Raw genomic sequence first — 24,854 nt, 5'->3', positions numbered from 1 at the left:
TCTATATGTTACTTGAAATTTCGATAAAAAACTTTGCCATTATTGAGGCTATTTCCCTCCATTTTGAAAAGGGGATGACTGTTCTGACTGGTGAAACGGGTGCAGGGAAGTCGATTATCATTGATGCCATGAATATGATGTTGGGAGCTCGTGCTACGACAGATGTTATTCGTCATGGTGCGCCAAAGGCAGAGATTGAGGGGCTTTTCTCAGTTGAGAATAGTCGCCTTTTACAGGAAATTTTTGATGAGCAAGGTTTGGAAATGGGTGATGAAATTATCATCCGTCGAGAAATCTTGCAAAGTGGTCGTAGTATCAGCCGTGTCAATGGCCAGATGGTCAATCTGTCTGTTTTGCGTGCTATTGGGCAACATCTGGTGGATATACATGGTCAGCATGACCAAGAAGAGTTAATGCGTCCTCAACTTCATATCCAGATGTTAGATGAATTCGGTGACGCAGCTTTTTGGAACTTGAAAGAAACCTATCAAACGAGTTTTGATGCCTACCGTAAAATGCGCAAGCAGGTTCTGGAAGTCAAGAAAAACCAGCAGGAACACAAGGCACGTATCGAAATGTTGGAATTTCAAATGGCAGAGATTGAGGCAGCAAACTTGCAGGCTGGAGAAGATTTGGCTCTCAATCAAGAGCGTGATAAACTGCTCAACCATAAAAATATTGCGGATACACTGACCAATGCCTACAGTATGTTAGACAATGAAGAGTTCTCGAGTCTGGCCAATGTTCGTTCGGCCATGAATGACATGGAAAGTGTCGAAGAGTACGACCCTGAATACCGTGAGATTTCAAGCTCACTGTCTGAGACCTACTATGTCTTAGAAGATATTAGCAAGCGTTTGGAAGCTATTATTGAGGACCTTGATTTTGATGGCAATCGCCTCATGCAGGTTGAGAATCGTTTGGACCTCCTTCACACTATTACCCGTAAGTATGGTGGGACTGTAGACGATGTCTTGCTTTATTTTGCTAAAATTACAGAAGAATACAATCTATTGACAGGTAATAACCTTTCGTCTGAGGACATGGAAGCAGAGCTCAAGAAATTGGAAGTCAATCTTGTTGATTTGGCAGGTCAACTTGCATCTGCTCGTCATGACTTGGCTCAGCAGCTCGAAGCAGAGATTAAACAAGAGCTTCAAGATCTTTATATGGAAAAAGCCCAGTTTCAAGTTCGTTTTAGCAAGGGTAAATTCAGTCGTGAGGGCAATGAAATGGTCGAATTTTACATTTCAACCAATCCTGGAGAAGACTTTAAACCCTTGGTTAAGGTTGCATCTGGTGGGGAATTATCCCGTCTCATGCTAGCCATCAAGTCTGCCTTTTCTCGCAAAGAAGGTAAGACCAGCATTGTCTTTGATGAGGTGGATACAGGAGTTTCAGGCCGTGTAGCTCAGGCTATTGCACAGAAGATTCACAAGATTGGCCAGCATGGGCAGGTTCTGGCTATCTCCCACTTGCCACAAGTGATTGCGATTGCGGATTATCAATTCTTTATTGAGAAGATTAGCAATGACCATTCAACAGTTTCGACTGTTCGTCTTTTGACGGTTGAAGAGCGAGTGGAGGAAGTTGCCAAGATGTTGGCAGGTGATGATGTGACGGAAGCAGCTCTGACGCAAGCCAGAGAATTGTTGAGAAACAGGGAGAAATAAGATGACAGATTATTATGTAATTGGAGATGTTCATGGAAAAGCTGGAATGCTAGAAGACCTTCTCAAAACATGGGATGGTCAGACCCAGTTGCTCTTTCTAGGGGATTTGATTGACCGCGGTGAAGATAGTCGCCGTGTCCTTGAAATGGTTAAGGATTTAGTAGATAATCAAGGGGCTATCTGTTTGTCAGGAAACCACGAGTATATGTTTTTGACTTGGCTCGATGACCCAGAAGAAAGCTATGACCATTATCGTCGCAATGGTGGAGATACAACCATTAACTCTATCCTAGGTCGTCCCTTGGATGCACCAGTTGATGGGGTCGAGGATGCCAAGCGTGTTGCTACTGAAGCAGCAGACTTGGTCGAATTCATTCGTCAAATGCCGTTTGTGGTAGAGACCGACAAGTATATCTTTGTTCACGCAGGTATTGATTTGACCTTGGATGACTGGCATGAAACCACAGATTATAAAAAAGTATGGCTTAGAAAACCATTCCACGAAGCAGAAAATCATACTGGAAAAATCATTGTCTTTGGTCATACACCAGTTTATGGTTTATTACAGCAAGAACGCGGTACAGCTGAGCTTTGGGTGACAGAAGACGGTAAGATTGGAATGGATGGAGGAGCTGTCTATGGTGGTGTCCTTCACGGGATTGTCTTTACAGACCAAGGAATGACAGAACATCACTTTATCGAAAATGACGGCTTTGTCGCTGAAGATTAGTACTCCTAGCAGGGTATGGTCTTGTCAAAATGTCAAAAACAATTTATAATAAATAGATACCCTGAAAGGAAGAGAATCATGAACTTAGAAGAATTGAAAAAACGACAGGAGAAGATCCGTAACTTCTCTATTATCGCCCACATTGACCACGGGAAATCAACTCTAGCAGACCGCATTTTGGAAAAAACAGAGACGGTTTCAAGTCGTGAAATGCAGGCCCAGCTTTTGGATAGCATGGATTTAGAGCGGGAACGTGGGATTACCATTAAGTTGAATGCCATTGAGCTGAATTATACTGCAAAAGATGGAGAAACTTATATTTTCCACTTGATTGACACGCCAGGTCACGTGGACTTTACCTATGAAGTTTCGCGTTCGCTAGCTGCCTGTGAAGGAGCGATTTTAGTGGTTGATGCTGCTCAAGGAATTGAGGCCCAAACCCTTGCCAACGTTTATCTGGCCTTGGACAATGATTTGGAAATCATGCCAGTCATTAACAAGATTGACCTGCCAGCAGCGGATCCAGAGCGCGTGCGTACTGAGATTGAAGATGTCATTGGTTTGGATGCTAGTGAAGCAGTTTTGGCTTCTGCCAAGGCCGGTATTGGGATTGAAGACATCCTTGAGCAAATCGTAGAAAAAGTACCAGCACCAACGGGTGATGTGACGGCACCACTTAAGGCCTTGATTTTCGACTCTGTTTACGATGCTTACCGTGGGGTTATCCTCCAAGTGCGTGTCATGGACGGAGTGGTCAAACCTGGAGATAAGATTCAGCTCATGAGCAATGGTAAGACCTTTGATGTGACCGAAGTTGGTATTTTTACTCCGAAAGCAGTTGGTCGTGATTTCCTTGCGACTGGTGACGTTGGATATATCGCTGCTTCTATTAAGACGGTTCAAGACACTCGTGTGGGTGATACCGTTACCTTGGCAACCAATCCTGCGGCAGAGCCATTACATGGTTACAAGCAGATGAATCCTATGGTCTTTGCGGGTCTCTATCCTATCGAGTCAAACAAGTACAATGACCTGCGTGAAGCGCTTGAAAAATTGCAGCTCAACGATGCCAGTCTGCAGTTTGAACCAGAAACATCTCAGGCACTTGGATTTGGTTTCCGTTGTGGTTTCCTTGGACTTCTTCATATGGATGTTATTCAAGAACGTTTAGAGCGTGAGTTCAATATCGACCTCATTATGACAGCTCCGTCTGTTATCTATAAAGTCAATCTGACAGACGGCGAATCTATGGATGTGTCTAACCCATCTGAGTTCCCAGATCCAACTAAGATTGCGACCATTGAAGAGCCTTATGTCAAGGCGCAAATCATGGTGCCGCAGGAGTTTGTCGGGGCAGTAATGGAATTAGCTCAGCGTAAGCGTGGGGACTTTGTGACTATGGATTATATTGATGACAATCGTGTTAATGTTATCTATCAAATTCCACTTGCTGAAATCGTCTTTGACTTCTTTGATAAACTTAAGTCTTCGACACGTGGTTATGCAAGTTTTGACTACGAATTGTCAGAGTATCGTCCATCTAAGCTGGTCAAAATGGATATCCTTCTCAATGGAGACAAGGTGGACGCCCTCAGCTTTATCGTTCACAAGGATTTTGCTTACGAACGTGGAAAACTTATCGTTGATAAACTCAAGAAAATTATCCCTCGTCAACAATTTGAAGTTCCAATCCAGGCAGCAATTGGACACAAGATTGTCGCTCGTACTGATATCAAGGCCCTTCGTAAGAACGTACTTGCCAAGTGTTACGGTGGTGACGTTTCTCGTAAACGCAAACTCCTTGAAAAACAAAAAGCTGGTAAGAAACGTATGAAAGCTATCGGATCAGTAGAAGTTCCTCAAGAAGCCTTTCTCAGTGTCTTGAGCATGGATGAAGAATAAAATTTTTACTTAAAAATTAGAGCAGGTTTATAAGCCTGCTTTTTATTATGGGAACATTGTTAATACTCTTCGAAAATCTCTTCAAACCACGTCAGCTTCACCTTGCCGTAGGTATGATCACTGACTTCGTCAGTCTTATCTACAACCTCAAAAGCATGTTTTGAGCTGACTTCGTCAGTTTTATCTACAACCTCAAAATCATGTTTTGAGCTGACTTCGTCAGTTCTATCTACAACCTCAAAACTGTGTTTTGAGCAACCTGCGGCTAGCTTCCTAGTTTGCTCTAGTATTAGAACAGAAAAAATGCTGATAGTATTTGTTTGTGTGTTTATTTTTATATAACAAACTATAAACGCAACAAAAATATAAAAAAAGAGACAAAAATCAACAGAAAACTATTGACAACGATTTCATATAGTGTTATACTTATGGCATAAAGTTAATGGAAAGAAGGGAAAACCTTATGGGATTAGATCATTTCTTTGACAAAAACCTTGTGTTTTGCTTAGAAGCGGATAATCAAGAACATCTCTTTGATCAGGTTGCAACTTTATTGGAAGAACGAGAAATCGTGACTCCAACCTATCGTGAAGCCTTGATCACGCGTGAAAAATCATTTCCAACTGGCTTAGATATGGAATTTTTGGGTAAGGATTTGCCAAATGTGGCTATTCCTCATACAGATATTGTTCATAATCTAGCTGAAAAAGTTGTGGTCGTTCGATTAGATAAACCTGTGACCTTCCACAACATGATTGCACCGGATAAGGAAGTAGAAGTATCCTTGCTCTTCTTTATTATCAATAACTCGAGTTCAAGTCAAACCAATATTCTTGCTCAGTTGATGGACTTCTTCACAGGAAATGGTCATCTTGAAGACCTATCAAAAATTTCTGAACCAGAAGCCCTCTATGCTTATATCGCTGAAGCAATTGCTTAATCTTGTCTATTAAAAATATTAAATTGGAGGAAATCCATATGATTAAAATTCTTGCTGCCTGCGGTGCAGGTGTTAACTCAAGCCACCAAATTAAAAGTGCTCTTGAAGAAGAACTTTCAAACCGTGGTTACGATGTGCACTGTGATGCAGTCATGGTCAAAGACGTTAACGAAGACCTTATCAAAGGTTATGACATCTTCACACCAATTGCTGCTACAGACCTTGGTTTTGACCCAGATATTCCAGTTATCGAAGCTGGACCAATCTTATTCCGTATTCCAGCAATGAGTGCTCCAGTATATGATAATATTGAAGCAGCCATCAAAGAACACGGGTTAAGCTAATTTTAATTTGTTAACATTCATATAACATAAAAAAGGGAGGAACTGTTATGGATGCAATATTTGGTCTAATCAAAGACTTTTTCACACCTATCTTAGATATGGGTGGTCCTGTCATCATGTTAATCATTTTGACAGTATTGGCTTTACTTTTTGGAGTGAAATTCTCCAAAGCGCTTGAAGGTGGTATCAAACTTGCCATCGCTCTTACTGGTATCGGTGCCATCATCGGTATGCTAAACACTGCTTTCTCAGCGTCGCTTGCAAAATTCGTTGAAAATACTGGTATTCAATTGAGTATTACAGACGTTGGTTGGGCACCACTTGCTACAATCACTTGGGGTTCTGCTTGGACACTTTACTTCTTGCTCATCATGTTGATTGTCAACATAGTGATGCTAGCTATGAAGAAAACTGATACACTTGACGTTGATATCTTTGATATCTGGCACTTGTCTATCACAGGTCTTTTGATTAAATGGTATGCAGATAACAACGGTGTGAGCCAAGGGGTTTCACTCTTGATTGCTACAGCAGCTATCGTGCTTGTTGGTGTGTTGAAAATTATCAACTCTGACTTGATGAAACCTACATTTGATGACCTTCTTAACGCTCCAAGTTCATCACCAATGACATCAACTCACATGAACTACATGATGAACCCAGTTATCATGGTTTTGGACAAGATTTTTGAAAAATTCTTCCCAGGTCTTGATAAATATGACTTTGACGCTGCAAAATTGAACAAGAAAATCGGTTTCTGGGGTTCTAAATTCTTTATCGGTTTCATCCTTGGTATCGTTATCGGTATTATGGGAACTCCACATCCAATTGCAGGTGTTGAAGATGCAGATAAATGGCGTCTTGTTATCAGAGGATGGTTGTCTCTTGGTTTGACTGCCGGTGTATCTTTGGAACTCTTCTCACTTATCGGTTCATGGTTCATCGCTGCCGTAGAACCTCTTTCACAAGGTATTACAAACGTTGCTACTAAACGTCTTCAAGGACGTAAATTCAATATCGGTCTTGACTGGCCATTCATCGCTGGTCGTGCTGAAATCTGGGCTTGTGCCAACGTACTTGCACCAATCATGTTGATTGAAGCAGTGCTTCTTTCAAAAGTCGGAAATGGTATCTTGCCACTTGCAGGTATCATCGCTATGGGTGTTACTCCAGCTCTCTTGGTTGTAACACGTGGTAAATTGCTCCGTATGATTATCTTCGGAACACTCTTGTTGCCACTCTTCCTTCTTTCAGGTACACTTATTGCACCATTTGCAACAGAACTTGCTAAAGGTGTAGGTGCCTTCCCAGAAGGTGTGAGCCAAACTCAATTGATTGCTCACTCAACTCTTGAAGGACCAATCGAAAAACTTCTTGGTTGGACAATTGGTAACACTACAACAGGTGATATCAAAGCAATCCTTGGTGCTGTGATCTTCCTTGTATTCTATATCGGTATCTTTGCTTGGTACAGAAAACAAATGATCAAACGTAACGAAGAGTACGCAGCAAAAGCAAAATAATGCGCTCCTATAAAATGTAAATTGTAAAAGCTAGGTTGTCAATTTCCTAATTGGGAGTGACAGCCTAGCTTTTTTCCGAAGTATTAAAATTTGGAGGTAAATAACAGTGATTAAATTAAAATCAGATAAATTAACAGTCGAGTTTAAAACACTCGGTGGCACTCTTTCATCAATTAAAGATAATGACGGTACTGAATACTTATGGCAAGGAGATGCTACTTATTGGAGTGGACAAGCTCCTGTTCTCTTTCCCATTTGTGGTTCATTGAGAGGGGATACAGCACTTTATATAGATGATAATGGACAAGAAAGTAAAGGAAAGATTCCTCGTCATGGTTTGGTTCGCAAGAAAGAATTTGAATTAGTTGAACAGACAGATAATAGTGTAACTTTTGCAATTGAAGACGATGAGAATAGCTACCAGAACTACCCTTATCATTTCCGCCTAGAAATCACTTATATCCTTACTGGGAAGACAGTACGGACTCAATACAAGATTTTCAATAAAGAAACTAACAAGGTCATGCCTTACTTTATTGGTGGCCATCCAGGATTTAATTGTCCTCTACTGGATGATGAAGTCTATGAAGATTATTATCTAGAGTTTGAGAAAGAAGAGACTTGCTCTGTTCCACGTCCTTTCCCAGACACAGGTCTGCTTGATTTTCAAGATAGAAGTCCATGGCTAGAAGATCAAAAAGAATTAGACCTTAGCTATGATCTTTTCAGTACAGATGCAGTCACCTTAGATGAATTGCAATCTAGAACAATTGCCCTTCGTTCTCGTAAACATGATAAGGGATTGAAAGTGAACTTTGCAGAGTTTCCAAATCTCATCATCTGGTCAACTTTGAATAAAGGTCCTTTCATTGCCTTTGAACCATGGTCTGGCTTGTCAACATCCCTTGAAGAAGGAGATCATCTAGAAGATAAGAAGAATGTTCGTCTCTTAGAAGCCAATCAGGTTGAAGAAATAGGGTTTGAGATAGAAGTTTTATAAAAAAGTAAAAAATAAATAACAAAAACAAACATAAACTGTTGACTTTTTCAAACAATAGTAGTATATTATGTTTGTGAGGACTAATTGACTGTTTTTTAAAGACAGCCAATACACTGCTGGAATCCAGCATAGAAAAAATAAAAAGGAGTATACAATATGTCTATTGTTATCGGTGCAGATGCTGCAGGTTTGAGATTGAAAGAAGTTGTGAAAGACTTCTTAGAAAAAGAAAATTTCCACGTTGTGGATGTTACAGCTGAAGGTCAAGACTTTGTTGATGTGACTCTTGCTGTTGCTGCAGAAGTAAACAAAGAAGAACAAAACCTTGGTATCGTGATTGATGCTTACGGTGCTGGTCCATTTATGGTCGCAACTAAGATCAAAGGAATGGTTGCTGCAGAAGTATCTGACGAACGTTCAGCTTATATGACTCGTGGCCACAACAACTCTCGTATGATCACTATGGGTGCACAACTTGTTGGTGATGAATTGGCTAAAAACATTGCTAAAGGATTTGTTAACGGTAAATACGATGGTGGACGTCACCAAATTCGGGTCGACATGTTGAACAAAATGTGCTAATTAGATTACAGTAAGAAAGGTAAGTTAAAAATGAGAATTGCAATTGGATGTGACCACATCGTAACAGATGAAAAAATGGCGGTTTCAGAATTTTTGAAATCAAAAGGATATGAAGTCATTGACTTTGGTACATATGATCATACACGTACTCACTACCCAATCTTTGGTAAAAAAGTAGGGGAAGCTGTAACTAGTGGTCAAGCTGATCTTGGAGTATGTATCTGTGGTACTGGTGTTGGTATCAACAACGCTGTAAATAAAGTTCCAGGTGTCCGTTCTGCCTTGGTTCGTGATATGACAACAGCCCTTTATGCTAAAGAACAATTGAACGCTAACGTTATCGGCTTTGGTGGTAAGATTACTGGTGAATTGCTCATGTGTGATATCATCGAAGCTTTCATCCATGCTGAATACAAACCATCTGAAGAAAACAAAAAATTGATTGCGAAAATTGAACACGTCGAAAGTCACAATGCTCAACAAACAGACGCAAACTTCTTCACTGAATTCCTTGAAAAATGGGATCGCGGAGAATACCACGACTAAGAGGTGACCTATGATTTTAACAGTCACAATGAACCCATCCATTGATATTTCCTATCCTTTGGATGAGTTGAAGATTGATACTGTCAATCGTGTGGTGGATGTAACCAAAACGGCTGGTGGTAAGGGACTCAATGTTACCCGAGTACTTTCAGAATTTGGGGATTCTGTTCTTGCTACTGGTTTAGTGGGTGGCAAACTTGGTGAGTTTTTGGTTGAGAATATCGATGATCAAGTAAAGAAAGATTTCTTCTCAATTCAGGGAGAAACTCGGAACTGTATTGCTATTCTCCACGGTGACAACCAAACAGAAGTTCTTGAAAAAGGACCTGAAGTTCTTGAACAAGAAGGTCAAGAGTTTTTGGAACATTTCAAAAAACTCTTGGACTCAGTTGAAGTAGTAGCTATCTCAGGTAGTCTGCCAGCTGACCTTCCAGTTGATTACTATGCGAGCTTGGTAGAACTTGCTAATCAAGCTGGCAAGCCTGTTGTTTTGGACTGCTCTGGTGCAGCACTTCAGGCGGTTCTTGAATCACCACATAAACCAACAGTCATCAAACCAAATAATGAGGAATTGTCTCAGCTTCTGGGAAGAGAAGTTTCTGAGGATTTGGATGAATTAAAAGAAGTCCTTCAAGAACCTTTGTTTGCAGGTATTGAATGGATTATCGTTTCACTTGGTGCCAACGGTGCTTTTGCCAAACATGGTAACACTTTCTACAAGGTAGATATTCCTAGAATTCAGGTAGTCAACCCTGTCGGATCTGGAGATTCTACTGTAGCAGGAATTTCTTCAGGACTTCTTCACAAAGAATCGGATGCAGAATTACTCATCAAGGCAAATGTCCTTGGTATGCTCAATGCTCAAGAAAAAATGACTGGTCATGTCAACATGGCCAACTATCAAGCTCTATATGATCAATTAATAGTAAAAGAGGTATAAAATGGCTTTAACAGAACAAAAACGTGCACGCTTAGAAAAACTTTCTGATGAAAATGGTATCATCTCAGCTCTTGCATTTGACCAACGTGGTGCTTTGAAACGCCTCATGGCTCAACACCAAACAGAAGAACCGACTGTAGCTCAAATGGAAGAACTGAAAGTCTTGGTAGCAGATGAATTGACCAAATACGCTTCATCTATGCTTCTTGATCCTGAGTATGGACTTCCAGCAACTAAAGCTCTTGATGAAAAAGCTGGTCTTCTCCTTGCTTATGAAAAAACAGGTTACGACACAACAAGCACAAAACGCTTGCCAGACTGCTTGGATGTTTGGTCTGCAAAACGTATCAAAGAAGAAGGTGCAGATGCAGTTAAATTCTTGCTTTACTATGATGTAGATAGCTCAGACGAACTTAACCAAGAAAAACAAGCTTACATCGAACGTATCGGTTCTGAATGTGTGGCTGAAGATATCCCATTCTTCCTTGAAATCCTTGCTTACGATGAAAAAATTGCTGACGCTGGTTCTGTAGAATACGCTAAAGTAAAACCACACAAAGTTATCGGTGCTATGAAAGTCTTCTCAGACCCACGTTTTAACATTGATGTCTTGAAAGTTGAAGTTCCTGTTAACATTAAATATGTTGAAGGCTTCGCTGAAGGTGAAGTAGTTTATACACGTGAAGAAGCAGCAGCCTTCTTCAAAGCGCAAGATGAAGCAACGAACTTGCCATACATCTACTTGAGTGCTGGTGTATCAGCTAAACTCTTCCAAGATACTCTTGTATTTGCTCATGAATCAGGTGCAAACTTTAACGGAGTTCTTTGTGGCCGTGCAACATGGGCTGGATCAGTTGAAGCATACATCAAAGATGGTGAAACAGCAGCTCGCGAATGGCTTCGCACAACTGGATTTGAAAACATTGATGAGCTCAACAAAGTTCTTCAAACAACAGCGACTTCATGGAAAGAACGTGTGTAAGAAAGTCCTCCTAGTTTAGGAACATGAATCTAAAAAATTTAAAAAAAGTTGTATGTAAAGGTTTACAAAATAACTTACTTGTGCTATACTTAAATCACAAGTTAATACAAGGTGAGTGTTACTAAGTAAGATTAGGCATGATCACAGGTGAATTAGAAATCGGATGATTTTCTAGTTCATTTGTGGTCATTTTTTGTACTCATATACCTTTAAGATATAAAAGGAGGTTGACATGTATCGAATTCTAAATCCAATGAATCATAATGTTTCACTTGTCAGAAATGATAAAGGAGAAGAGGTGATTGTAATTGGTAAGGGGATTGCATTTGGAAAGAAGAAGGGGGATTTGATTGCTGAACATCAGGTTGAGAAAATCTTTCGGATGAAGACAGAAGAGTCCAGAGAAAACTTTATGGCTCTTCTCAAAGATGTTCCGCTTGATTTTATCACAGTGACTTATGAAATCATTGATAAGCTATCAAAGAAATATCATTATCCGATTCAAGAGTATCTCTACGTAACCTTGACAGATCATATTTACTGTTCTTACCAAGCTCTAGCACAAGGAAGGTACAAGGATAGTAATCTGCCAGATATTTCCACTAAGTATCCTGTCGCTTTTCAAATTGCAAATGAAGCTTTTGAAATTTACCGTCAGAAGCTAGCAGATCATTTCCCTGAGGATGAAATTATTCGGATTGCTTATCATTTCATCAATGCCGAAGGCGAGAATGAAGTAGAAGTAGTTAAGTCGATTGATAAGAGGAAAGAAATTCTCAGGAATGTTGAAGAAGTTTTAACGGACTATGCAATTCAACGAACTAAAGAGAATAACCATTTCTATGATCGCTTTATGATTCATCTGAATTATTTCTTGGATTATTTAGACAGATCTAGAGATGATAACCAATCACTTCTGGATATGGAAGAACATATTAAACAATCCTATCCAAAAGCGTTCGAGATTGGTTCCAAAATCTATGATGTGATTACACAACATACGGGTCTTGATTTGTATAAAAGTGAACGAGTTTATCTAGTTCTACATATCCAACGTTTATTGTCATAAAAATTTAATTAAAAATACATAAGGGGAATTCTATCATGAATAGAGAAGAAGTAACATTGTTAGGTTTTGAAATCGTAGCCTATGCTGGCGATGCTCGTTCAAAACTATTGGAAGCCTTGAAGGCTGCTGAAGCTGGTGATTTTGCGAAAGCAGATAGCTTAGTTGAGGAAGCTGGTTCATGCATTGCAGAGGCTCACCACGCGCAAACAAGTCTATTGACTAAGGAAGCTTCAGGTGAGGACTTAGCCTATAGTGTGACCATGATGCACGGTCAAGATCACTTGATGACAACTATTTTGTTAAAAGACCTAATGCACCATTTAATTGAACTGTACAAGAGAGGAGTTAAATAATGAACAAACTAATTGCATTTATCGAGAAAGGAAAACCTTTCTTTGAGAAATTATCTCGTAATATCTATCTTCGTGCTATTCGTGATGGTTTCATTGCAGGTATGCCTGTCATTCTCTTCTCAAGTATTTTTATCTTGATTGCCTTTGTACCAAACTCATGGGGCTTTAAATGGTCTGATGAAGTTGTGGCCTTTCTGATGAAACCTTATAGCTATTCTATGGGTATTCTGGCTCTCTTGGTAGCTGGTACAACAGCTAAGTCATTGACCGACTCAGTAAACCGTAGCATGGAGAAAACCAATCAAATCAACTATATGTCAACATTGTTGGCAGCAATTGTTGGTTTGTTGATGTTGGCAGCTGATCCTATCGAAAATGGCCTAGCTACTGGATTCTTGGGGACAAAAGGTTTGCTTTCAGCCTTCCTTGCTGCCTTTGTTACTGTAGCCATCTATAAGGTTTGTGTTAAGAACAACGTCACTATTCGTATGCCTGACGAAGTTCCACCAAATATCTCACAAGTCTTTAAAGATGTGATTCCATTCACTCTCTCAGTGGTTTCTCTTTATGCTCTTGATTTACTAGCTCGTCATTTTGTTGGTGCAAGCGTAGCTGAATCAATCGGTAAATTCTTTGCACCATTATTCTCTGCTGCTGATGGCTATCTTGGTATTACCATTATCTTTGGTGCCTTTGCCTTCTTCTGGTTTGTTGGGATTCACGGTCCATCTATTGTTGAGCCTGCTATCGCAGCTATTACCTATGCAAATGCCGAAGTCAACTTGAACCTTCTCCAACAAGGTATGCACGCTGACAAGATCCTTACTTCTGGTACACAAATGTTTATCGTGACCATGGGTGGTACAGGTGCGACACTAGTTGTTCCTTTCATGTTCATGTGGTTAACAAAATCGAAACGTAACCGTGCAATCGGACGTGCTTCAGTAGTTCCTACCTTCTTCGGTGTAAATGAGCCTATCTTGTTCGGTGCTCCATTGGTATTAAATCCAATCTTCTTCATTCCATTTATTTTTGCTCCTATCGCAAACGTATGGATCTTTAAATTCTTTATTGAAACTCTTGGAATGAACTCATTTACTGCTAATCTACCATGGACAACTCCAGCTCCACTAGGTCTAGTTCTTGGAACTAACTTCCAAGTTCTATCATTCATTCTTGCTGCCCTTCTAATCGTGGTTGACGTTGTCATTTACTATCCATTCCTTAAAGTCTATGATGAACAAATTCTTGAAGAAGAACGTTCAGGTAAGTCTAATGATGAATTGAAAGAAAAAGTTGCTGCAAACTTCAACACTGCAAAAGCAGATGCTATTCTTGAAAAAGCAGGTGTAGAAACAGCACAAAATACCATCACTGAAGAAACAAATGTCCTCGTTCTCTGTGCTGGTGGAGGTACAAGTGGTCTCCTTGCGAATGCTTTGAACAAGGCAGCTGCAGAGTACAATGTTCCTGTGAAAGCAGCAGCAGGTGGCTATGGTGCTCACCGTGAAATGTTACCAGAGTTTGATCTAGTTATCCTTGCCCCTCAAGTTGCTTCAAACTTTGAAGACATGAAAGCAGAAACAGATAAACTCGGTATTAAACTTGCCAAGACAGAAGGCGCTCAATACATCAAATTAACTCGTGATGGAAAAGGTGCTCTAGCATTTGTACAAGCGCAATTCGATTAAGGCTAGGGACTGTGAAAAGTCTCCTATCGTTACGGAAATCGCTATGGCGAATTTCCTAATTGCCTTGTTAATTCGTCGGTAAAAGGATATCGTTTTTACCTCCTCATGTCACAATTCGGTGACTTGGTACAAGAAGTGAGATGGAGAAGGATGGCTCACTGACTCCTCTCCTCTCCTCTCACTTTTACTTTATTTAAATCAAGAAATAGGTGAAAAGTATGACAAAAACATTACCAAAAGACTTTATTTTCGGTGGCGCAACTGCTGCCTATCAAGCAGAAGGCGCTACACATACTGATGGAAAAGGACCAGTTGCTTGGGATAAATATCTTGAAGATAACTACTGGTACACTGCAGAACCAGCCAGTGACTTTTACAATCGATATCCAGTTGACCTAAAGCTAGCAGAAGAGTATGGTGTCAATGGTATTCGAATTTCTATTGCTTGGTCACGTATTTTTCCGACTGGTTACGGTCAAGTAAATCAGAAAGGTGTCGAGTTTTATCATAATCTATTTGCAGAGTGTCACAAACGTCATGTTGAGCCCTTTGTAACTCTTCACCACTTTGACACGCCAGAAGCTCTCCACTCAAATGGCGACTTCTTAAATCGTGAAAATATTGAACACTTTGTAGACTACGCGGCCTTCTGTTTTGAAGAATTTCCAGAAGTAAATTATTGGACAACCTTTAATGAAATTGGGCCAATTGGTGATGGTCAATACTTGGTTGGGAAATTCCCTCCAGGTATTCAGTACGACCTTGCCAAAGTTTTCCAATCGCACCACAATATGATGGTTTCTCATGCGCGTGCAGTTAAGCTATATAAAGATAAAGGTTATAAAGGTGAAATTGGTGTTGTTCACGCTCTACCAACTAAGTATCCTTTGAATCCTAAAAATCCAGCAGATGTTCGTGCAGCAGAGTTGGAAGATATTATTCACAATAAATTTATCTTGGATGCAACTTATCTGGGTCACTATTCTGAAAAGACCCTGGCAGGGGTAGAGGCTATCTTGGCTGCCAATGGTGGAAAGCTTGACTTGCGTGACGAAGATTTCGAAGTATTAGAAGCCGCAAAAGACTTGAATGACTTCCTTGGAATTAACTACTATATGAGTGACTGGATGGAAGCCTTTGATGGAGAAACTGAAATCATCCATAATGGTAAGGGTGAGAAAGGAAGTTCTAAATACCAAATCAAAGGTGTTGGTCGTCGTGTAGCTCCTGATTATGTACCACGTACGGATTGGGATTGGATTATCTACCCTCAAGGTTTGTATGACCAAATCATGCGCGTGAAGAAAGATTATCCTAATTATAAGAAAATCTACATCACTGAAAATGGTCTTGGATATAAAGATGAGTTCGTTGATAACACTGTTTACGATGATGGCCGTATTGATTATGTCAAACAACACTTAGAGGTTTTGTCTGATGCGATTGCAGATGGAGCGAATATAAAAGGTTACTTTATTTGGTCATTGATGGACGTCTTCTCATGGTCAAACGGTTATGAGAAACGTTATGGTCTCTTCTATGTAGACTTTGAAACGCAAGAACGTTATCCGAAGAAATCAGCTCATTGGTACAAGAAAGTAGCGGAAACTCAAGTGATTGAGTAGTAGAATGAGTCATTAGATATAGAATTTTAGTGAGGCAAAAAGATGTTCAAAAATTTTATCCAATCTATTTATGAAAAAGTTTATATTATCAACTTTGAAAAATGTTCTCAAATACCGTGTTTGACGAATGAAGAACTGAAAAGCCTTGGGAAATGGTATGTCTCGACCGGTAAAGAATGGATTTGTCATTCAGACTATGAGCTGGAAGAATTTAAAAATATCTTTTTAAATTTTATCAGTCCTGAAGAATGGGATACTATCTCCTTTGATTCAGATTTTATGCCGTTTCAACAATCGTAACCAATTTCCAAAAAAGTTTTAAATCTTATATCTAGTACTCTGCAAAACTCTTATCTAATCACGTTGCTTATACTCAATAAAAATCAAAGAGCAACTTTAAACTAGAAAGCAAGTCGCAGATTTCTCAATGCATAGCTTTGAGGTAGCAGATAAAGCAATTGAGCAAAAAGTCTTTAACGCAGAAAAACGCATAATATCAGGTGTTGAAAAACCTTGGTATTATGCGTTTTTGTAGGAAGATTTACTTCATTTTCTTCTGAAATTGAGTTCTTACCCAGAATCTTTCAGTTTATTAAGGCTTGATGACTTTAGTAAGTTTAGATAGCTCAAAAAGGATTGAATCACTTAGTTTAGAATCTGAAACAATAGTATCAAGATTTGATACATTATAAAAAGTATAAAAATCAAACTTATTGAACTTACTATGATCTGCGAGTAAATATTTTTTATTAGAATTATTTAAAGCGATGCGTTGAGCCTCTCCCTCTTCCTCGCTAAAAGTAGCTAGAGCTCCGTTTTGAATACCATTACAGCTAACGAAAGCTTTAGAAAATTGGAGATTAGAGAGATTTTGTAGGGTCAATGTGCCAACAAAAGCACCTGTAATTTCGCGATAATTTCCACCTATTAAAATCAAATCTGTTAATTTTCGTTCGCTTAAAATCAGAAAAACAGGTAGACTGTTGGTCACGACGCGGATATTGTCAATAGGTAACTCACGCGCAAAAAATTCTAATGTTGTTCCTGGTCCAATGAAAATAGTTTCTCTTTCTTCTACTAGACTGCCTGCAAAACGGGCTATTTCTTGTTTTTCTGCCGTTTGGAGGGCTTGTTTTTCAATATTTGATCGCTCATTAGTCAAAAGGGAGTTGGTTCGAAGTTTTTCAGCTCCACCATGCACACGAATCAGCAAGTCTTTATCAGCTAATTCCTGTAAATAGCGCCTTGCAGTCATATCTGAAACGGCTATTTCGTCCATAATCTGCTTAACCGTTATGGTTCCTTTACTATTTACTATCTCTAAAATTTTGGTTAATTTTTCTTGTTTGAGCATATTATCACCTCGTTTCCTACTACTATCTTACCATAAACTAGCTCATCATTCAAATACAAAAACAACAAAATAAAACAAAAACAAAAATATCGAGGTTTATTTTCAAAACTTTCGATATTTTTATTAAGTTATTATTTTGTTGTTTCTAGTTTACTTTTTGATGGTTAAGAGTGGTGGAGAATTATACTCAATGAAAATCAAAGAGCAAACTAGGAAGCTAGCCGCAGGTTGCTCAAAGCACTGTTTTGAGGTTGTAGATAAGACTGACGAAGTCAGTTACCATATCTACGGTAAGGCGACGCTGACGTGGTTTGAAGAGATTTTCGAAGAGTATTAGTCCAAACCGTAGTTGTAGTCATCATCTTGCATGGCTTCAACTTCACCAAGAAGGTAACCATTTCCGACTTGAGAGAAGAAGTCGTGGTTGGAAGTTCCTGTTGAAATACCGTTCATAACGATTGGGTTGACATCATCAGCTGAATCTGGGAAGAGTGGATCTTGGCCTAGATTCATGAGAGCCTTGTTAGCATTGTAGCGAAGGAAGGTTTTGACTTCTTCCGTCCAACCAACACCGTCATAGAGGCTTTCTGTGTAGCCTTCTTCATTTTCATAAAGAGTATAGAGTAGGTCGTACATCCATTCTTTGAGTTTTTCTTGCTCTTCTTCAGGCAATTCATTGAAACCAAGTTGGAATTTGTAACCAATGTAGGTTCCGTGAACAGATTCGTCACGAATAATCAGTTTAATGATTTCCGCAACGTTGGCCAACTTGTTATTTCCTAGATAGTAGAGCGGTGTGAAGAAACCAGAGTAGAAGAGGAAGGTTTCGAGGAAGACACTGGCAACTTTCTTTTCAAGTGGGCTACCGTTGAGGTAGATTTCGTTGACAATCTCAGCCTTCTTTTGCAGATAAGGATTGGTATTGGTCCATTCGAAAATTTCTTCAATCTCAGCCTTAGTATTTAAGGTAGAAAAGATTGATGAATAAGATTTAGCGTGGACAGATTCCATAAATTGGATGTTATTGAAAACAGCTTCCTCATGTGGTGTACGGATATCTGCGCGAAGGGCTTCAACCCCAGTTTCAGATTGCATAGTGTCGAGAAGGGTTAAACCACCAAAGACTTTTCCAACCAAGTCTTTCTCTTTGTTAGATAGCTTTCTCCAGTCATCCAAGTCGTTTGACAAGGGAATACGTGTATCGAGCCAGAATTGCTCCGTCAGTTTTTCCCAAGTTGATTTGTCGATGACATCTTCGATGGCATTCCAGTTAATGGCTTTGTAGTAAGTTTCCATTTGAAATCTCTTTCTGTGTTTAGTATTGCGAACTCACAATTATTCTATTCTACCATAATTCTATAGGAGTATCGCACAAAAAGTCGGAAGCCCGACTTTTAAAATGTTACATAAATTATGTTATGACATAGTAGATTTGATTTTATCAGTGCTACCTAGGGGAAAAATAGTGTTTCTATGCTAGAAACTAAATCACACAACTTTCACATTGGTTAGCACCGACTTCTCCACCATCGTCTGTGAAAGTACGGACGTAGTAGATAGACTTGATACCCTTGTTAAAGGCATAGTTACGAAGGATAGACAAGTCACGTGTCGTTTGTTTGTTTTCTTTCTTCCATTCGTAAAGTCCTTTTGGAATGTCACTACGCATAAAGAGTGTGAGTGAAAGACCTTGGTCCACGTGCTCTGTTGCAGCAGCGTAAACATCAATCACCTTACGCATATCCATGTCGTAGGCAGAAGTGTAGTAAGGAATCGTTTCTGTTGACAAGCCAGCAGCAGGATAGTAGATTTTACCGATTTTCTTTTCTTGGCGTTCTTCGATACGTTGCGTAATCGGGTGGATAGAAGCCGAAACGTCATTGATGTAACTGATCGAACCATTTGGAGCAACAGCAAGGCGGTTTTGGTGGTAAAGACCATCTGCTTGAACCTTGTCGCGAAGTTCAGCCCAGTCAGCAGCACTTGGGATAAAGACATCTTTGAAAAGTTCTTTAACACGGTCTGATTTTGGAATAAATTCGCCAGTTACATACTTGTCGAAGTAGCTTCCCTTAGCATAGTCTGATTTTTCAAAGTTGTGGAAGGTGATACCACGTTCACGCGCAATATTGTTTGATTCAACCAAGGTCCAGTAGTTCATAAGCATAAAGTAGATGCTTGTAAATTCAACAGACTCAGGCGATCCATATTCAATGAGTTGTTGAGCAAGGTAGCTGTGAAGTCCCATGGCACCAAGACCAAAGGTATGAGCTTGGCTATTTCCGTGGTCGATGGTAGGAACAGCTACGATGTGTGAACTATCTGTAACGAAAGTTAAAGCACGAACCATAGCACGGATAGAACGACCAAAATCAGGTGAAGTCATCATGTTGACCACGTTGGTTGAACCAAGGTTACATGAAACATCCGTTCCCATCTGAAGGAATTCTTGAGCATCGTTGATCAAGCTTGGTTCTTGGACCTGAAGAATCTCAGAACACAAGTTACTCATGATAATCTTACCATCAATAGGATTTGCACGGTTGGCCGTATCAATGTTGACGACATAAGGATAGCCAGACTCTTGTTGCAATTTGGAGATTTCAGTTTCCAAATCACGCGCCTTGATTTTTGTCTTGCGAATATTTGGATTTGCAACTAGTTCATCGTATTTTTCAGTAATATCGATGTAGTTGAATGGCACACCGTATTCTTTTTCTACAGAGTAAGGGCTGAAGAGGTACATTTCTTCATTTTTACGAGCCAATTCGTAGAATTTATCTGGTACAACGACACCAAGTGAAAGGGTCTTGACACGAACTTTTTCATCGGCGTTTTCTTTCTTAGTTGAAAGGAAGGCGATGATATCTGGGTGAAAGACGTTGAGGTAGACAACCCCAGCACCTTGACGTTGCCCCAATTGGTTTGAGTAAGAGAAGCTATCTTCGAAGAGTTTCATAACTGGTACGACACCAGAAGCTGCTCCTTCATACCCCTTGATAGGTGCACCAGCTTCACGAAGGTTGCTGAGGGTAATTCCCACACCACCACCAATACGTGAAAGTTGAAGGGCAGAGTTGATAGAACGTCCGATAGAGTTCATGTCATCCGTCACTTGGATTAAGAAACAAGATACCAACTCCCCACGACGAGCACGTCCAGCATTCAAGAAGGAAGGAGTAGCAGGTTGGTAGCGTTGGTGGATGATTTCATTGGCAATATCGATTGCAACAGCTTCATTCCCATCAGCGAAATAAAGGGCGTTAAAGAAGACACGGTCTTCCATACTTTCAAGATAATATTCACCGTCATTAGTCTTTAAGGCATATTGATTGTAAAATTTATAAGCAGCCATGAAAGACTTGAATTGGAAGTTTTGGTCTTTGATAAATTGTGACAATTCTTCCAAGAACTCTGGACGGTATTTCTTGATAAAGGCTGTTTCGATGTAGTTGTGGTCAATGAGGTAGTTGATTTTATCTTTAATTGAATCAAAAACCATAGTGTTTGGAACGACATTTTCTTTAAAGAAGGCATCCAAGGCTTCCTTATCTTTATGAAGCATGATTTGTCCATTAACAGGACGGTTGATTTCGTTATTGAGACGGAAGTAAGTCACGTCTTCAAGATGTTTTAATCCCATAAAATTTCCCTTATCTAATTACAAAAGAAAGGCTTCTAAGTTAGGCCTAGAAGCAGTTTCTTCTGGATGATGTACTAAGATTATGCTAATTGTTTCAGTTTTCCTGGTTGGAAACCTGAAAAGACTTCAGTTGGTGTTTGAATAATAGGAGCTGCGCTAAAACCGAGTTCTTTGACTTGATCGATGTACTCAGGCTGCTCATCAAGATTGATTTCTTTATATTCAACGTTATTACTGTCCAAGAAACGTTTGGTCATTTTACATTGGACACAATTGTTTTTAGAATAAACGGTTACCATTGTGTAACTCCTCTTCAAAATTTAATACTATCTTAGTATATCAGAAAATAAAAATTTGTCAATGATTTAAACTAAATATAGTGGTCTGTTTTTCTAGTCAAGCTCACAAAACACAATATGTAGTGTTTGCTTTATAAAATAGCAATGATTATCCTATAAATCGTTTTTAAAGAAACTATATCCTGTGTTTTATTATCTAGGACAGAAGATTTTCAGCAAGTTATCTGAAAGGAAATTGAAGGAAAATCCAGAAAATGCTTGAAAAAAATCCTAGAAGATGGTATAATACCAAATTGTAAGGGTTATCACATATAACTCAAAAAAAGAAAGAACAAAAGGAGAGTCAAACTATGGCTTCTAAAGATTTCCACGTAGTGGCAGAAACAGGTATTCACGCACGTCCAGCAACATTGTTGGTACAAACTGCTAGCAAATTTGCTTCAGATATCACTCTTGAGTACAAAGGTAAATCAGTTAACCTTAAATCAATTATGGGTGTTATGAGTCTTGGTGTTGGCCAAGGTGCTGACGTAACTATCTCAGCTGAAGGTGCAGATGCAGATGACGCTATCGCTGCAATCTCAGAAACAATGGAAAAAGAAGGATTGGCATAAGGGAAATGACAGAAATGCTTAAAGGAATCGCAGCATCTGACGGTGTTGCAGTTGCAAAAGCATATCTACTCGTTCAACCGGATTTGTCATTCGAGACTATTTCAGTCGAAGATACAAACGCAGAAGAGGCTCGTTTGGATGTTGCTCTTGAAGCTTCTCAAAACGAGCTTTCTCTTATCCGCGAGAAAGCTGTAGGTACGCTTGGTGAAGAAGCGGCTCAAGTTTTTGACGCTCATTTGATGGTTCTTTCTGACCCAGAATTGATTGGTCAGATTAAAGAAACAATTCGTGCTAAGAAAGTCAATGCAGAAGCAGGTCTTAAAGAAGTGACTGACATGTTCATCACTATCTTTGAAGGTATGGAAGACAACCCATACATGCAAGAACGTGCAGCGGACATCCGCGACGTGACAAAACGTGTATTGGCAAACCTTCTTGGTAAGAAATTGCCAAACCCAGCTTCAATCAACGAAGAAGTAATCGTGATTGCGCATGATTTGACACCATCTGATACAGCTCAATTGGACAAAAACTTTGTAAAAGCTTTTGTAACAAATATCGGTGGACGTACAAGCCACTCAGCTATCATGGCACGTACACTTGAAATTGCAGCTGTATTGGGAACAAATAACATCACTGAAGTAGTGAAAGACGGTGATATCCTTGCCGTTAACGGAATTACTGGTGAAGTCATTATCAACCCAACAGATGAACAAGCGGCAGAATTTAAAGCAGCTGGTGAAGCTTATGCTAAACAAAAAGCTGAATGGGCACTTTTGAAAGATGCTCAAACAGTAACTGCTGACGGTAAACACTTCGAGTTAGCAGCTAACATCGGTACTCCAAAAGACGTGGAAGGTGTTAACAACAACGGTGCAGAAGCTGTTGGACTTTACCGTACAGAATTCTTGTACATGGATTCTCAAGACTTCCCAACTGAAGACGAACAGTATGAAGCATACAAGGCTGTTCTTGAGGGAATGAATGGTAAACCAGTGGTTGTTCGTACAATGGATATTGGTGGAGATAAGGAACTTCCTTACTTCGATATGCCACATGAAATGAACCCATTCCTTGGATTTCGTGCCCTTCGTATCTCTATTTCTGAAACTGGAGATGCAATGTTCCGTACACAAATCCGTGCCCTTCTTCGTGCTTCTGTTCATGGTCAATTGCGTATCATGTTCCCAATGGTTGCCCTTTTGAAAGAATTCCGTGCAGCTAAAGCAGTCTTTGATGAAGAAAAAGCAAACCTTCTTGCTGAAGGTGTTGCAGTTGCGGATGACATCCAAGTTGGTATCATGATTGAAATCCCTGCAGCAGCCATGCTTGCAGACCAATTTGCAAAAGAAGTAGACTTCATGTCAATTGGAACAAACGACTTGATCCAATACTCAATGGCAGCAGACCGTATGAACGAGCAAGTTTCATACCTTTACCAACCATATAACCCATCAATCCTTCGCTTGATCAACAACATTATCAAGGCAGCTCACGCTGAAGGTAAATGGGCTGGTATGTGTGGTGAGATGGCTGGTGACCAAAAAGCTGTTCCACTTCTTGTCGGAATGGGCTTGGATGAGTTCTCTATGTCAGCAACATCTGTACTTCGTACACGTAGCTTGATGAAGAAATTGGATACTGCTAAGATGGAAGAGTACGCTAACCGTGCCCTTACAGAGTGTTCAACAATGGAAGAAGTCCTTGAACTTCAAAAAGAGTACGTTAACTTTGATTAATGTGATTAACCTTGTAACCTAGTTGCAAGGTTTTTTGATACATTCGGGAATAGTATAGTCTTGTAAAGTCCACTTTTCAATGGTTCAGAGGCATGGTATAATAGGGGAAAGTAATTAGAATAAGAGAGAAACCATGTCTAAAGAAATTGATATTGAGTATTACCACCAATTAGCTTTACAAAAGCAGAAGGAACATCGCAAAGTTTTAGCCGATTTAAAGAAAAAACCTCCTAAAAACCTAGACAAGATAGCCCAGCAGATTCACCAAGAAGTCTTTGCGGAGATTGATTGTACGGCCTGTGCCAACTGTTGTAAGACTTTGGGACCCGACTTTAAAGAAGCGGATATTACACGAATTGCCAAGTATTTTAAGATGAAATTACCAGCTTTTGAAGCGGAGTTTCTGCAGGTAGATGAAGATGGAGATAAGGTTTTCAAATCCATGCCCTGCCCATTTTTAGGAGGAGATAACCTTTGTTCTATCTATGACGTTCGTCCAAAGGCCTGTCGTGAATTCCCTCATACTGACCGCAAAAAGATCCATCAAATCAACCATTTGACGATTAAGAATACCTTGACCTGTCCAGCAGCCTATCTCTTTGTTGAGAAATTAAAGGATAAGTTGTAGAGATTTAAAGGATAAAAAATCTCTAATAATAACTAGTAATATGAAGGGAGTACTCCTGTGCCTAGACCGAAAACAAAAGAGGATCTAATGCTGGCCTCTAAGGAAAACTATGAAAAGCTCAATCGTTTCATCTCCCAACTAAGTGAAGATGAGCTACAGACTCCATTTGATTTTTCAAGAGACCCAAAGAAAAAAGAAGCTCACTGGAAAAGGGATAAAAATCTACGGGATGTCTTGATCCATCTTTATGAATGGCATCAGTTGCTTTTGACTTGGGTTTATTCTAATCAAAAAGGTCACGAAAGACCTTTTCTCCCTGAACCTTATAATTGGAAAACTTATCGAGAAATGAATGTCGCTTTTTGGAAGAAGCACCAGAAAACCTCCTTAGAAGAAGCGACTATACTCCTAGAACAATCACATAGGGAGGTTTTAGAGTTGATAGAAGTTTTTAGCAATGACGAACTCTTTACCAAAGGTGTCTATAAGTGGACGGGTGGGACAAGTCTAGGTTCCTACTTTGTTAGTAGCACGTCAAGCCACTATGATTGGGCTCTGAAAAAACTCAAAGCTCATCGGAAGAATTGTAAGGGATAGATGGACTTTTTGAAATTGCAAGAATGAGTTCTTTTAAACGTAATACTCAATGAAAATCAAATTCAAACTGCGTCAACGTC

25 protein-coding genes are annotated in these 24,854 nt (G+C 39.6%); 21 read left to right on the top strand and 4 right to left on the bottom strand.

Annotation, left to right across the window (positions count from 1 at the left end):
- Nucleotides 1-5 precede the first annotated feature (5 nt).
- From recN to HT728_RS02195, 16 genes are all read left to right on the top strand, one after another.
- Nucleotides 6-1,673, top strand: a complete 1,668-nt coding sequence (gene recN, locus HT728_RS02270) for a DNA repair protein RecN (RefSeq protein ID WP_173233541.1) — start codon at nt 6-8, stop codon at nt 1,671-1,673.
- Nucleotide 1,674: 1 nt separating this feature from the next.
- Nucleotides 1,675-2,403: a metallophosphoesterase family protein gene (locus tag HT728_RS02265; protein ID WP_112443730.1), complete on the top strand. Its 729-nt coding sequence runs from the start codon at nt 1,675-1,677 to the stop codon at nt 2,401-2,403.
- Nucleotides 2,404-2,481: 78 nt separating this feature from the next.
- Entirely contained in the window at nt 2,482-4,305 is a 1,824-nt protein-coding gene (gene lepA / locus HT728_RS02260; protein ID WP_078238629.1) for a translation elongation factor 4, read from the top strand.
- A 463-nt stretch (nt 4,306-4,768) separates the two neighbouring features.
- A complete protein-coding gene (locus HT728_RS02255) occupies nt 4,769-5,245 on the top strand; it encodes a PTS sugar transporter subunit IIA (protein WP_000521972.1) in 477 nt (158 codons plus the stop codon).
- Nucleotides 5,246-5,283: 38 nt separating this feature from the next.
- Nucleotides 5,284-5,589 (top strand): PTS sugar transporter subunit IIB, encoded by a 306-nt coding sequence (locus HT728_RS02250; protein ID WP_173233539.1) that lies wholly within the window; start codon nt 5,284-5,286, stop codon nt 5,587-5,589.
- 47 nt (nt 5,590-5,636) lie between these two features.
- On the top strand, nt 5,637-7,112 hold the full coding sequence (locus HT728_RS02245) for a PTS galactitol transporter subunit IIC (RefSeq protein WP_173233537.1): 1,476 nt from the start codon (nt 5,637-5,639) through the stop codon (nt 7,110-7,112).
- A gap of 106 nt (nt 7,113-7,218) precedes the next feature.
- A complete protein-coding gene (locus tag HT728_RS02240) occupies nt 7,219-8,112 on the top strand; it encodes an aldose 1-epimerase family protein (RefSeq protein ID WP_173233535.1) in 894 nt (297 codons plus the stop codon).
- A gap of 156 nt (nt 8,113-8,268) precedes the next feature.
- The gene (lacA, locus tag HT728_RS02235; protein WP_000029277.1) at nt 8,269-8,694 is read left to right on the top strand and encodes a galactose-6-phosphate isomerase subunit LacA; all 426 of its coding nucleotides are present in this window, start codon (nt 8,269-8,271) and stop codon (nt 8,692-8,694) included.
- A 30-nt stretch (nt 8,695-8,724) separates the two neighbouring features.
- Complete coding sequence (lacB, locus tag HT728_RS02230) at nt 8,725-9,240, top strand: galactose-6-phosphate isomerase subunit LacB (RefSeq protein WP_001216913.1); 516 nt, start codon at nt 8,725-8,727, stop codon at nt 9,238-9,240.
- A gap of 10 nt (nt 9,241-9,250) precedes the next feature.
- Nucleotides 9,251-10,180: a tagatose-6-phosphate kinase gene (locus tag HT728_RS02225; protein ID WP_173233533.1), complete on the top strand. Its 930-nt coding sequence runs from the start codon at nt 9,251-9,253 to the stop codon at nt 10,178-10,180.
- Nucleotide 10,181: 1 nt separating this feature from the next.
- Nucleotides 10,182-11,162 carry a tagatose-bisphosphate aldolase gene (lacD, locus tag HT728_RS02220; RefSeq protein ID WP_050104159.1) on the top strand — a complete coding sequence of 327 codons (981 nt, stop codon included), beginning with the start codon at nt 10,182-10,184 and terminating at the stop codon, nt 11,160-11,162.
- Between the two features lie 232 nt (nt 11,163-11,394).
- Entirely contained in the window at nt 11,395-12,231 is an 837-nt protein-coding gene (locus HT728_RS02215; protein WP_173233531.1) for a transcription antiterminator, read from the top strand.
- A 35-nt stretch (nt 12,232-12,266) separates the two neighbouring features.
- Nucleotides 12,267-12,584, top strand: a complete 318-nt coding sequence (locus HT728_RS02210; protein ID WP_001078324.1) for a PTS lactose/cellobiose transporter subunit IIA — start codon at nt 12,267-12,269, stop codon at nt 12,582-12,584.
- On the top strand, nt 12,584-14,275 hold the full coding sequence (locus HT728_RS02205) for a lactose-specific PTS transporter subunit EIIC (protein ID WP_173233529.1): 1,692 nt from the start codon (nt 12,584-12,586) through the stop codon (nt 14,273-14,275). Before HT728_RS02210 ends, HT728_RS02205 begins: the two co-directional genes overlap by 1 nt.
- Before the next feature lie 218 nt (nt 14,276-14,493).
- Complete coding sequence (gene lacG / locus HT728_RS02200) at nt 14,494-15,900, top strand: 6-phospho-beta-galactosidase (protein ID WP_000169282.1); 1,407 nt, start codon at nt 14,494-14,496, stop codon at nt 15,898-15,900.
- Nucleotides 15,901-15,942: 42 nt separating this feature from the next.
- On the top strand, nt 15,943-16,200 hold the full coding sequence (locus tag HT728_RS02195; RefSeq protein WP_173233527.1) for a DUF3884 family protein: 258 nt from the start codon (nt 15,943-15,945) through the stop codon (nt 16,198-16,200).
- A gap of 292 nt (nt 16,201-16,492) precedes the next feature.
- Here HT728_RS02195 and HT728_RS02190 read toward each other — a convergent pair whose 3' ends face one another.
- Entirely contained in the window at nt 16,493-17,254 is a 762-nt protein-coding gene (locus tag HT728_RS02190) for a DeoR/GlpR family DNA-binding transcription regulator (protein ID WP_164226247.1), read from the bottom strand.
- Nucleotides 17,255-17,444: 190 nt separating this feature from the next.
- Here HT728_RS02190 and HT728_RS10570 point away from each other — a divergent pair, with 190 nt between their 5' ends.
- Nucleotides 17,445-17,591 (top strand): hypothetical protein, encoded by a 147-nt coding sequence (locus HT728_RS10570; protein ID WP_240156592.1) that lies wholly within the window; start codon nt 17,445-17,447, stop codon nt 17,589-17,591.
- On the opposite strand, the gene nrdF is transcribed toward HT728_RS10570, so the two are convergent.
- From nrdF to nrdH, 3 genes are all read right to left on the bottom strand, one after another.
- Nucleotides 17,588-18,550: a class 1b ribonucleoside-diphosphate reductase subunit beta gene (nrdF, locus tag HT728_RS02180; protein WP_100104525.1), complete on the bottom strand. Its 963-nt coding sequence runs from the start codon at nt 18,548-18,550 to the stop codon at nt 17,588-17,590. The two genes, HT728_RS10570 and nrdF, sit on opposite strands and share 4 nt — an antisense overlap.
- 187 nt (nt 18,551-18,737) lie before the next feature.
- Nucleotides 18,738-20,897 (bottom strand): class 1b ribonucleoside-diphosphate reductase subunit alpha, encoded by a 2,160-nt coding sequence (gene nrdE, locus HT728_RS02175; protein WP_173233524.1) that lies wholly within the window; start codon nt 20,895-20,897, stop codon nt 18,738-18,740.
- An 80-nt stretch (nt 20,898-20,977) separates the two neighbouring features.
- Nucleotides 20,978-21,196, bottom strand: a complete 219-nt coding sequence (gene nrdH, locus HT728_RS02170; RefSeq protein WP_000259242.1) for a glutaredoxin-like protein NrdH — start codon at nt 21,194-21,196, stop codon at nt 20,978-20,980.
- A gap of 350 nt (nt 21,197-21,546) precedes the next feature.
- Between nrdH and HT728_RS02165 the strand changes: the two genes are divergently transcribed.
- From HT728_RS02165 to HT728_RS02150, 4 genes are all read left to right on the top strand, one after another.
- Nucleotides 21,547-21,810: a phosphocarrier protein HPr gene (locus HT728_RS02165; protein ID WP_000146947.1), complete on the top strand. Its 264-nt coding sequence runs from the start codon at nt 21,547-21,549 to the stop codon at nt 21,808-21,810.
- Between the two features lie 5 nt (nt 21,811-21,815).
- Nucleotides 21,816-23,549, top strand: coding sequence for a phosphoenolpyruvate--protein phosphotransferase (ptsP, locus tag HT728_RS02160; protein ID WP_173233522.1), 1,734 nt, complete (start codon nt 21,816-21,818; stop codon nt 23,547-23,549).
- 133 nt (nt 23,550-23,682) lie between these two features.
- A complete protein-coding gene (locus HT728_RS02155; protein WP_173233520.1) occupies nt 23,683-24,177 on the top strand; it encodes a YkgJ family cysteine cluster protein in 495 nt (164 codons plus the stop codon).
- 57 nt (nt 24,178-24,234) lie between these two features.
- Nucleotides 24,235-24,774 carry a ClbS/DfsB family four-helix bundle protein gene (locus HT728_RS02150; protein ID WP_173233518.1) on the top strand — a complete coding sequence of 180 codons (540 nt, stop codon included), beginning with the start codon at nt 24,235-24,237 and terminating at the stop codon, nt 24,772-24,774.
- Nucleotides 24,775-24,854 lie beyond the last annotated feature (80 nt).

Source organism: Streptococcus sp. 544 (assembly GCF_013277385.1).
GTDB lineage: Bacteria > Bacillota > Bacilli > Lactobacillales > Streptococcaceae > Streptococcus > Streptococcus mitis_BA.
The sequence above is the reverse complement of the archived record's forward strand: the minus strand, read 5'-3'. Positions and strand labels throughout refer to the sequence as shown.

Coding starts and splice junctions, on each gene's coding strand:
- HT728_RS02165 (WP_000146947.1), top strand. CDS start 21,547: ATGGCTTCTAAAGATTTCCACGTAGTGGCAGAAACAGGTATTCACGCA.
- lepA (WP_078238629.1), top strand. CDS start 2,482: ATGAACTTAGAAGAATTGAAAAAACGACAGGAGAAGATCCGTAACTTC.
- lacB (WP_001216913.1), top strand. CDS start 8,725: ATGAGAATTGCAATTGGATGTGACCACATCGTAACAGATGAAAAAATG.
- HT728_RS02190 (WP_164226247.1), bottom strand. CDS start 17,254: ATGCTCAAACAAGAAAAATTAACCAAAATTTTAGAGATAGTAAATAGT.
- HT728_RS02245 (WP_173233537.1), top strand. CDS start 5,637: ATGGATGCAATATTTGGTCTAATCAAAGACTTTTTCACACCTATCTTA.
- HT728_RS02205 (WP_173233529.1), top strand. CDS start 12,584: ATGAACAAACTAATTGCATTTATCGAGAAAGGAAAACCTTTCTTTGAG.
- HT728_RS02255 (WP_000521972.1), top strand. CDS start 4,769: ATGGGATTAGATCATTTCTTTGACAAAAACCTTGTGTTTTGCTTAGAA.
- recN (WP_173233541.1), top strand. CDS start 6: ATGTTACTTGAAATTTCGATAAAAAACTTTGCCATTATTGAGGCTATT.
- lacD (WP_050104159.1), top strand. CDS start 10,182: ATGGCTTTAACAGAACAAAAACGTGCACGCTTAGAAAAACTTTCTGAT.
- ptsP (WP_173233522.1), top strand. CDS start 21,816: ATGACAGAAATGCTTAAAGGAATCGCAGCATCTGACGGTGTTGCAGTT.
- HT728_RS02215 (WP_173233531.1), top strand. CDS start 11,395: ATGTATCGAATTCTAAATCCAATGAATCATAATGTTTCACTTGTCAGA.
- HT728_RS02195 (WP_173233527.1), top strand. CDS start 15,943: ATGTTCAAAAATTTTATCCAATCTATTTATGAAAAAGTTTATATTATC.
- HT728_RS02225 (WP_173233533.1), top strand. CDS start 9,251: ATGATTTTAACAGTCACAATGAACCCATCCATTGATATTTCCTATCCT.
- nrdE (WP_173233524.1), bottom strand. CDS start 20,897: ATGGGATTAAAACATCTTGAAGACGTGACTTACTTCCGTCTCAATAAC.
- HT728_RS10570 (WP_240156592.1), top strand. CDS start 17,445: ATGAAAATCAAAGAGCAAACTAGGAAGCTAGCCGCAGGTTGCTCAAAG.
- nrdF (WP_100104525.1), bottom strand. CDS start 18,550: ATGGAAACTTACTACAAAGCCATTAACTGGAATGCCATCGAAGATGTC.
- HT728_RS02210 (WP_001078324.1), top strand. CDS start 12,267: ATGAATAGAGAAGAAGTAACATTGTTAGGTTTTGAAATCGTAGCCTAT.
- lacG (WP_000169282.1), top strand. CDS start 14,494: ATGACAAAAACATTACCAAAAGACTTTATTTTCGGTGGCGCAACTGCT.
- HT728_RS02155 (WP_173233520.1), top strand. CDS start 23,683: ATGTCTAAAGAAATTGATATTGAGTATTACCACCAATTAGCTTTACAA.
- lacA (WP_000029277.1), top strand. CDS start 8,269: ATGTCTATTGTTATCGGTGCAGATGCTGCAGGTTTGAGATTGAAAGAA.
- HT728_RS02265 (WP_112443730.1), top strand. CDS start 1,675: ATGACAGATTATTATGTAATTGGAGATGTTCATGGAAAAGCTGGAATG.
- nrdH (WP_000259242.1), bottom strand. CDS start 21,196: ATGGTAACCGTTTATTCTAAAAACAATTGTGTCCAATGTAAAATGACC.
- HT728_RS02250 (WP_173233539.1), top strand. CDS start 5,284: ATGATTAAAATTCTTGCTGCCTGCGGTGCAGGTGTTAACTCAAGCCAC.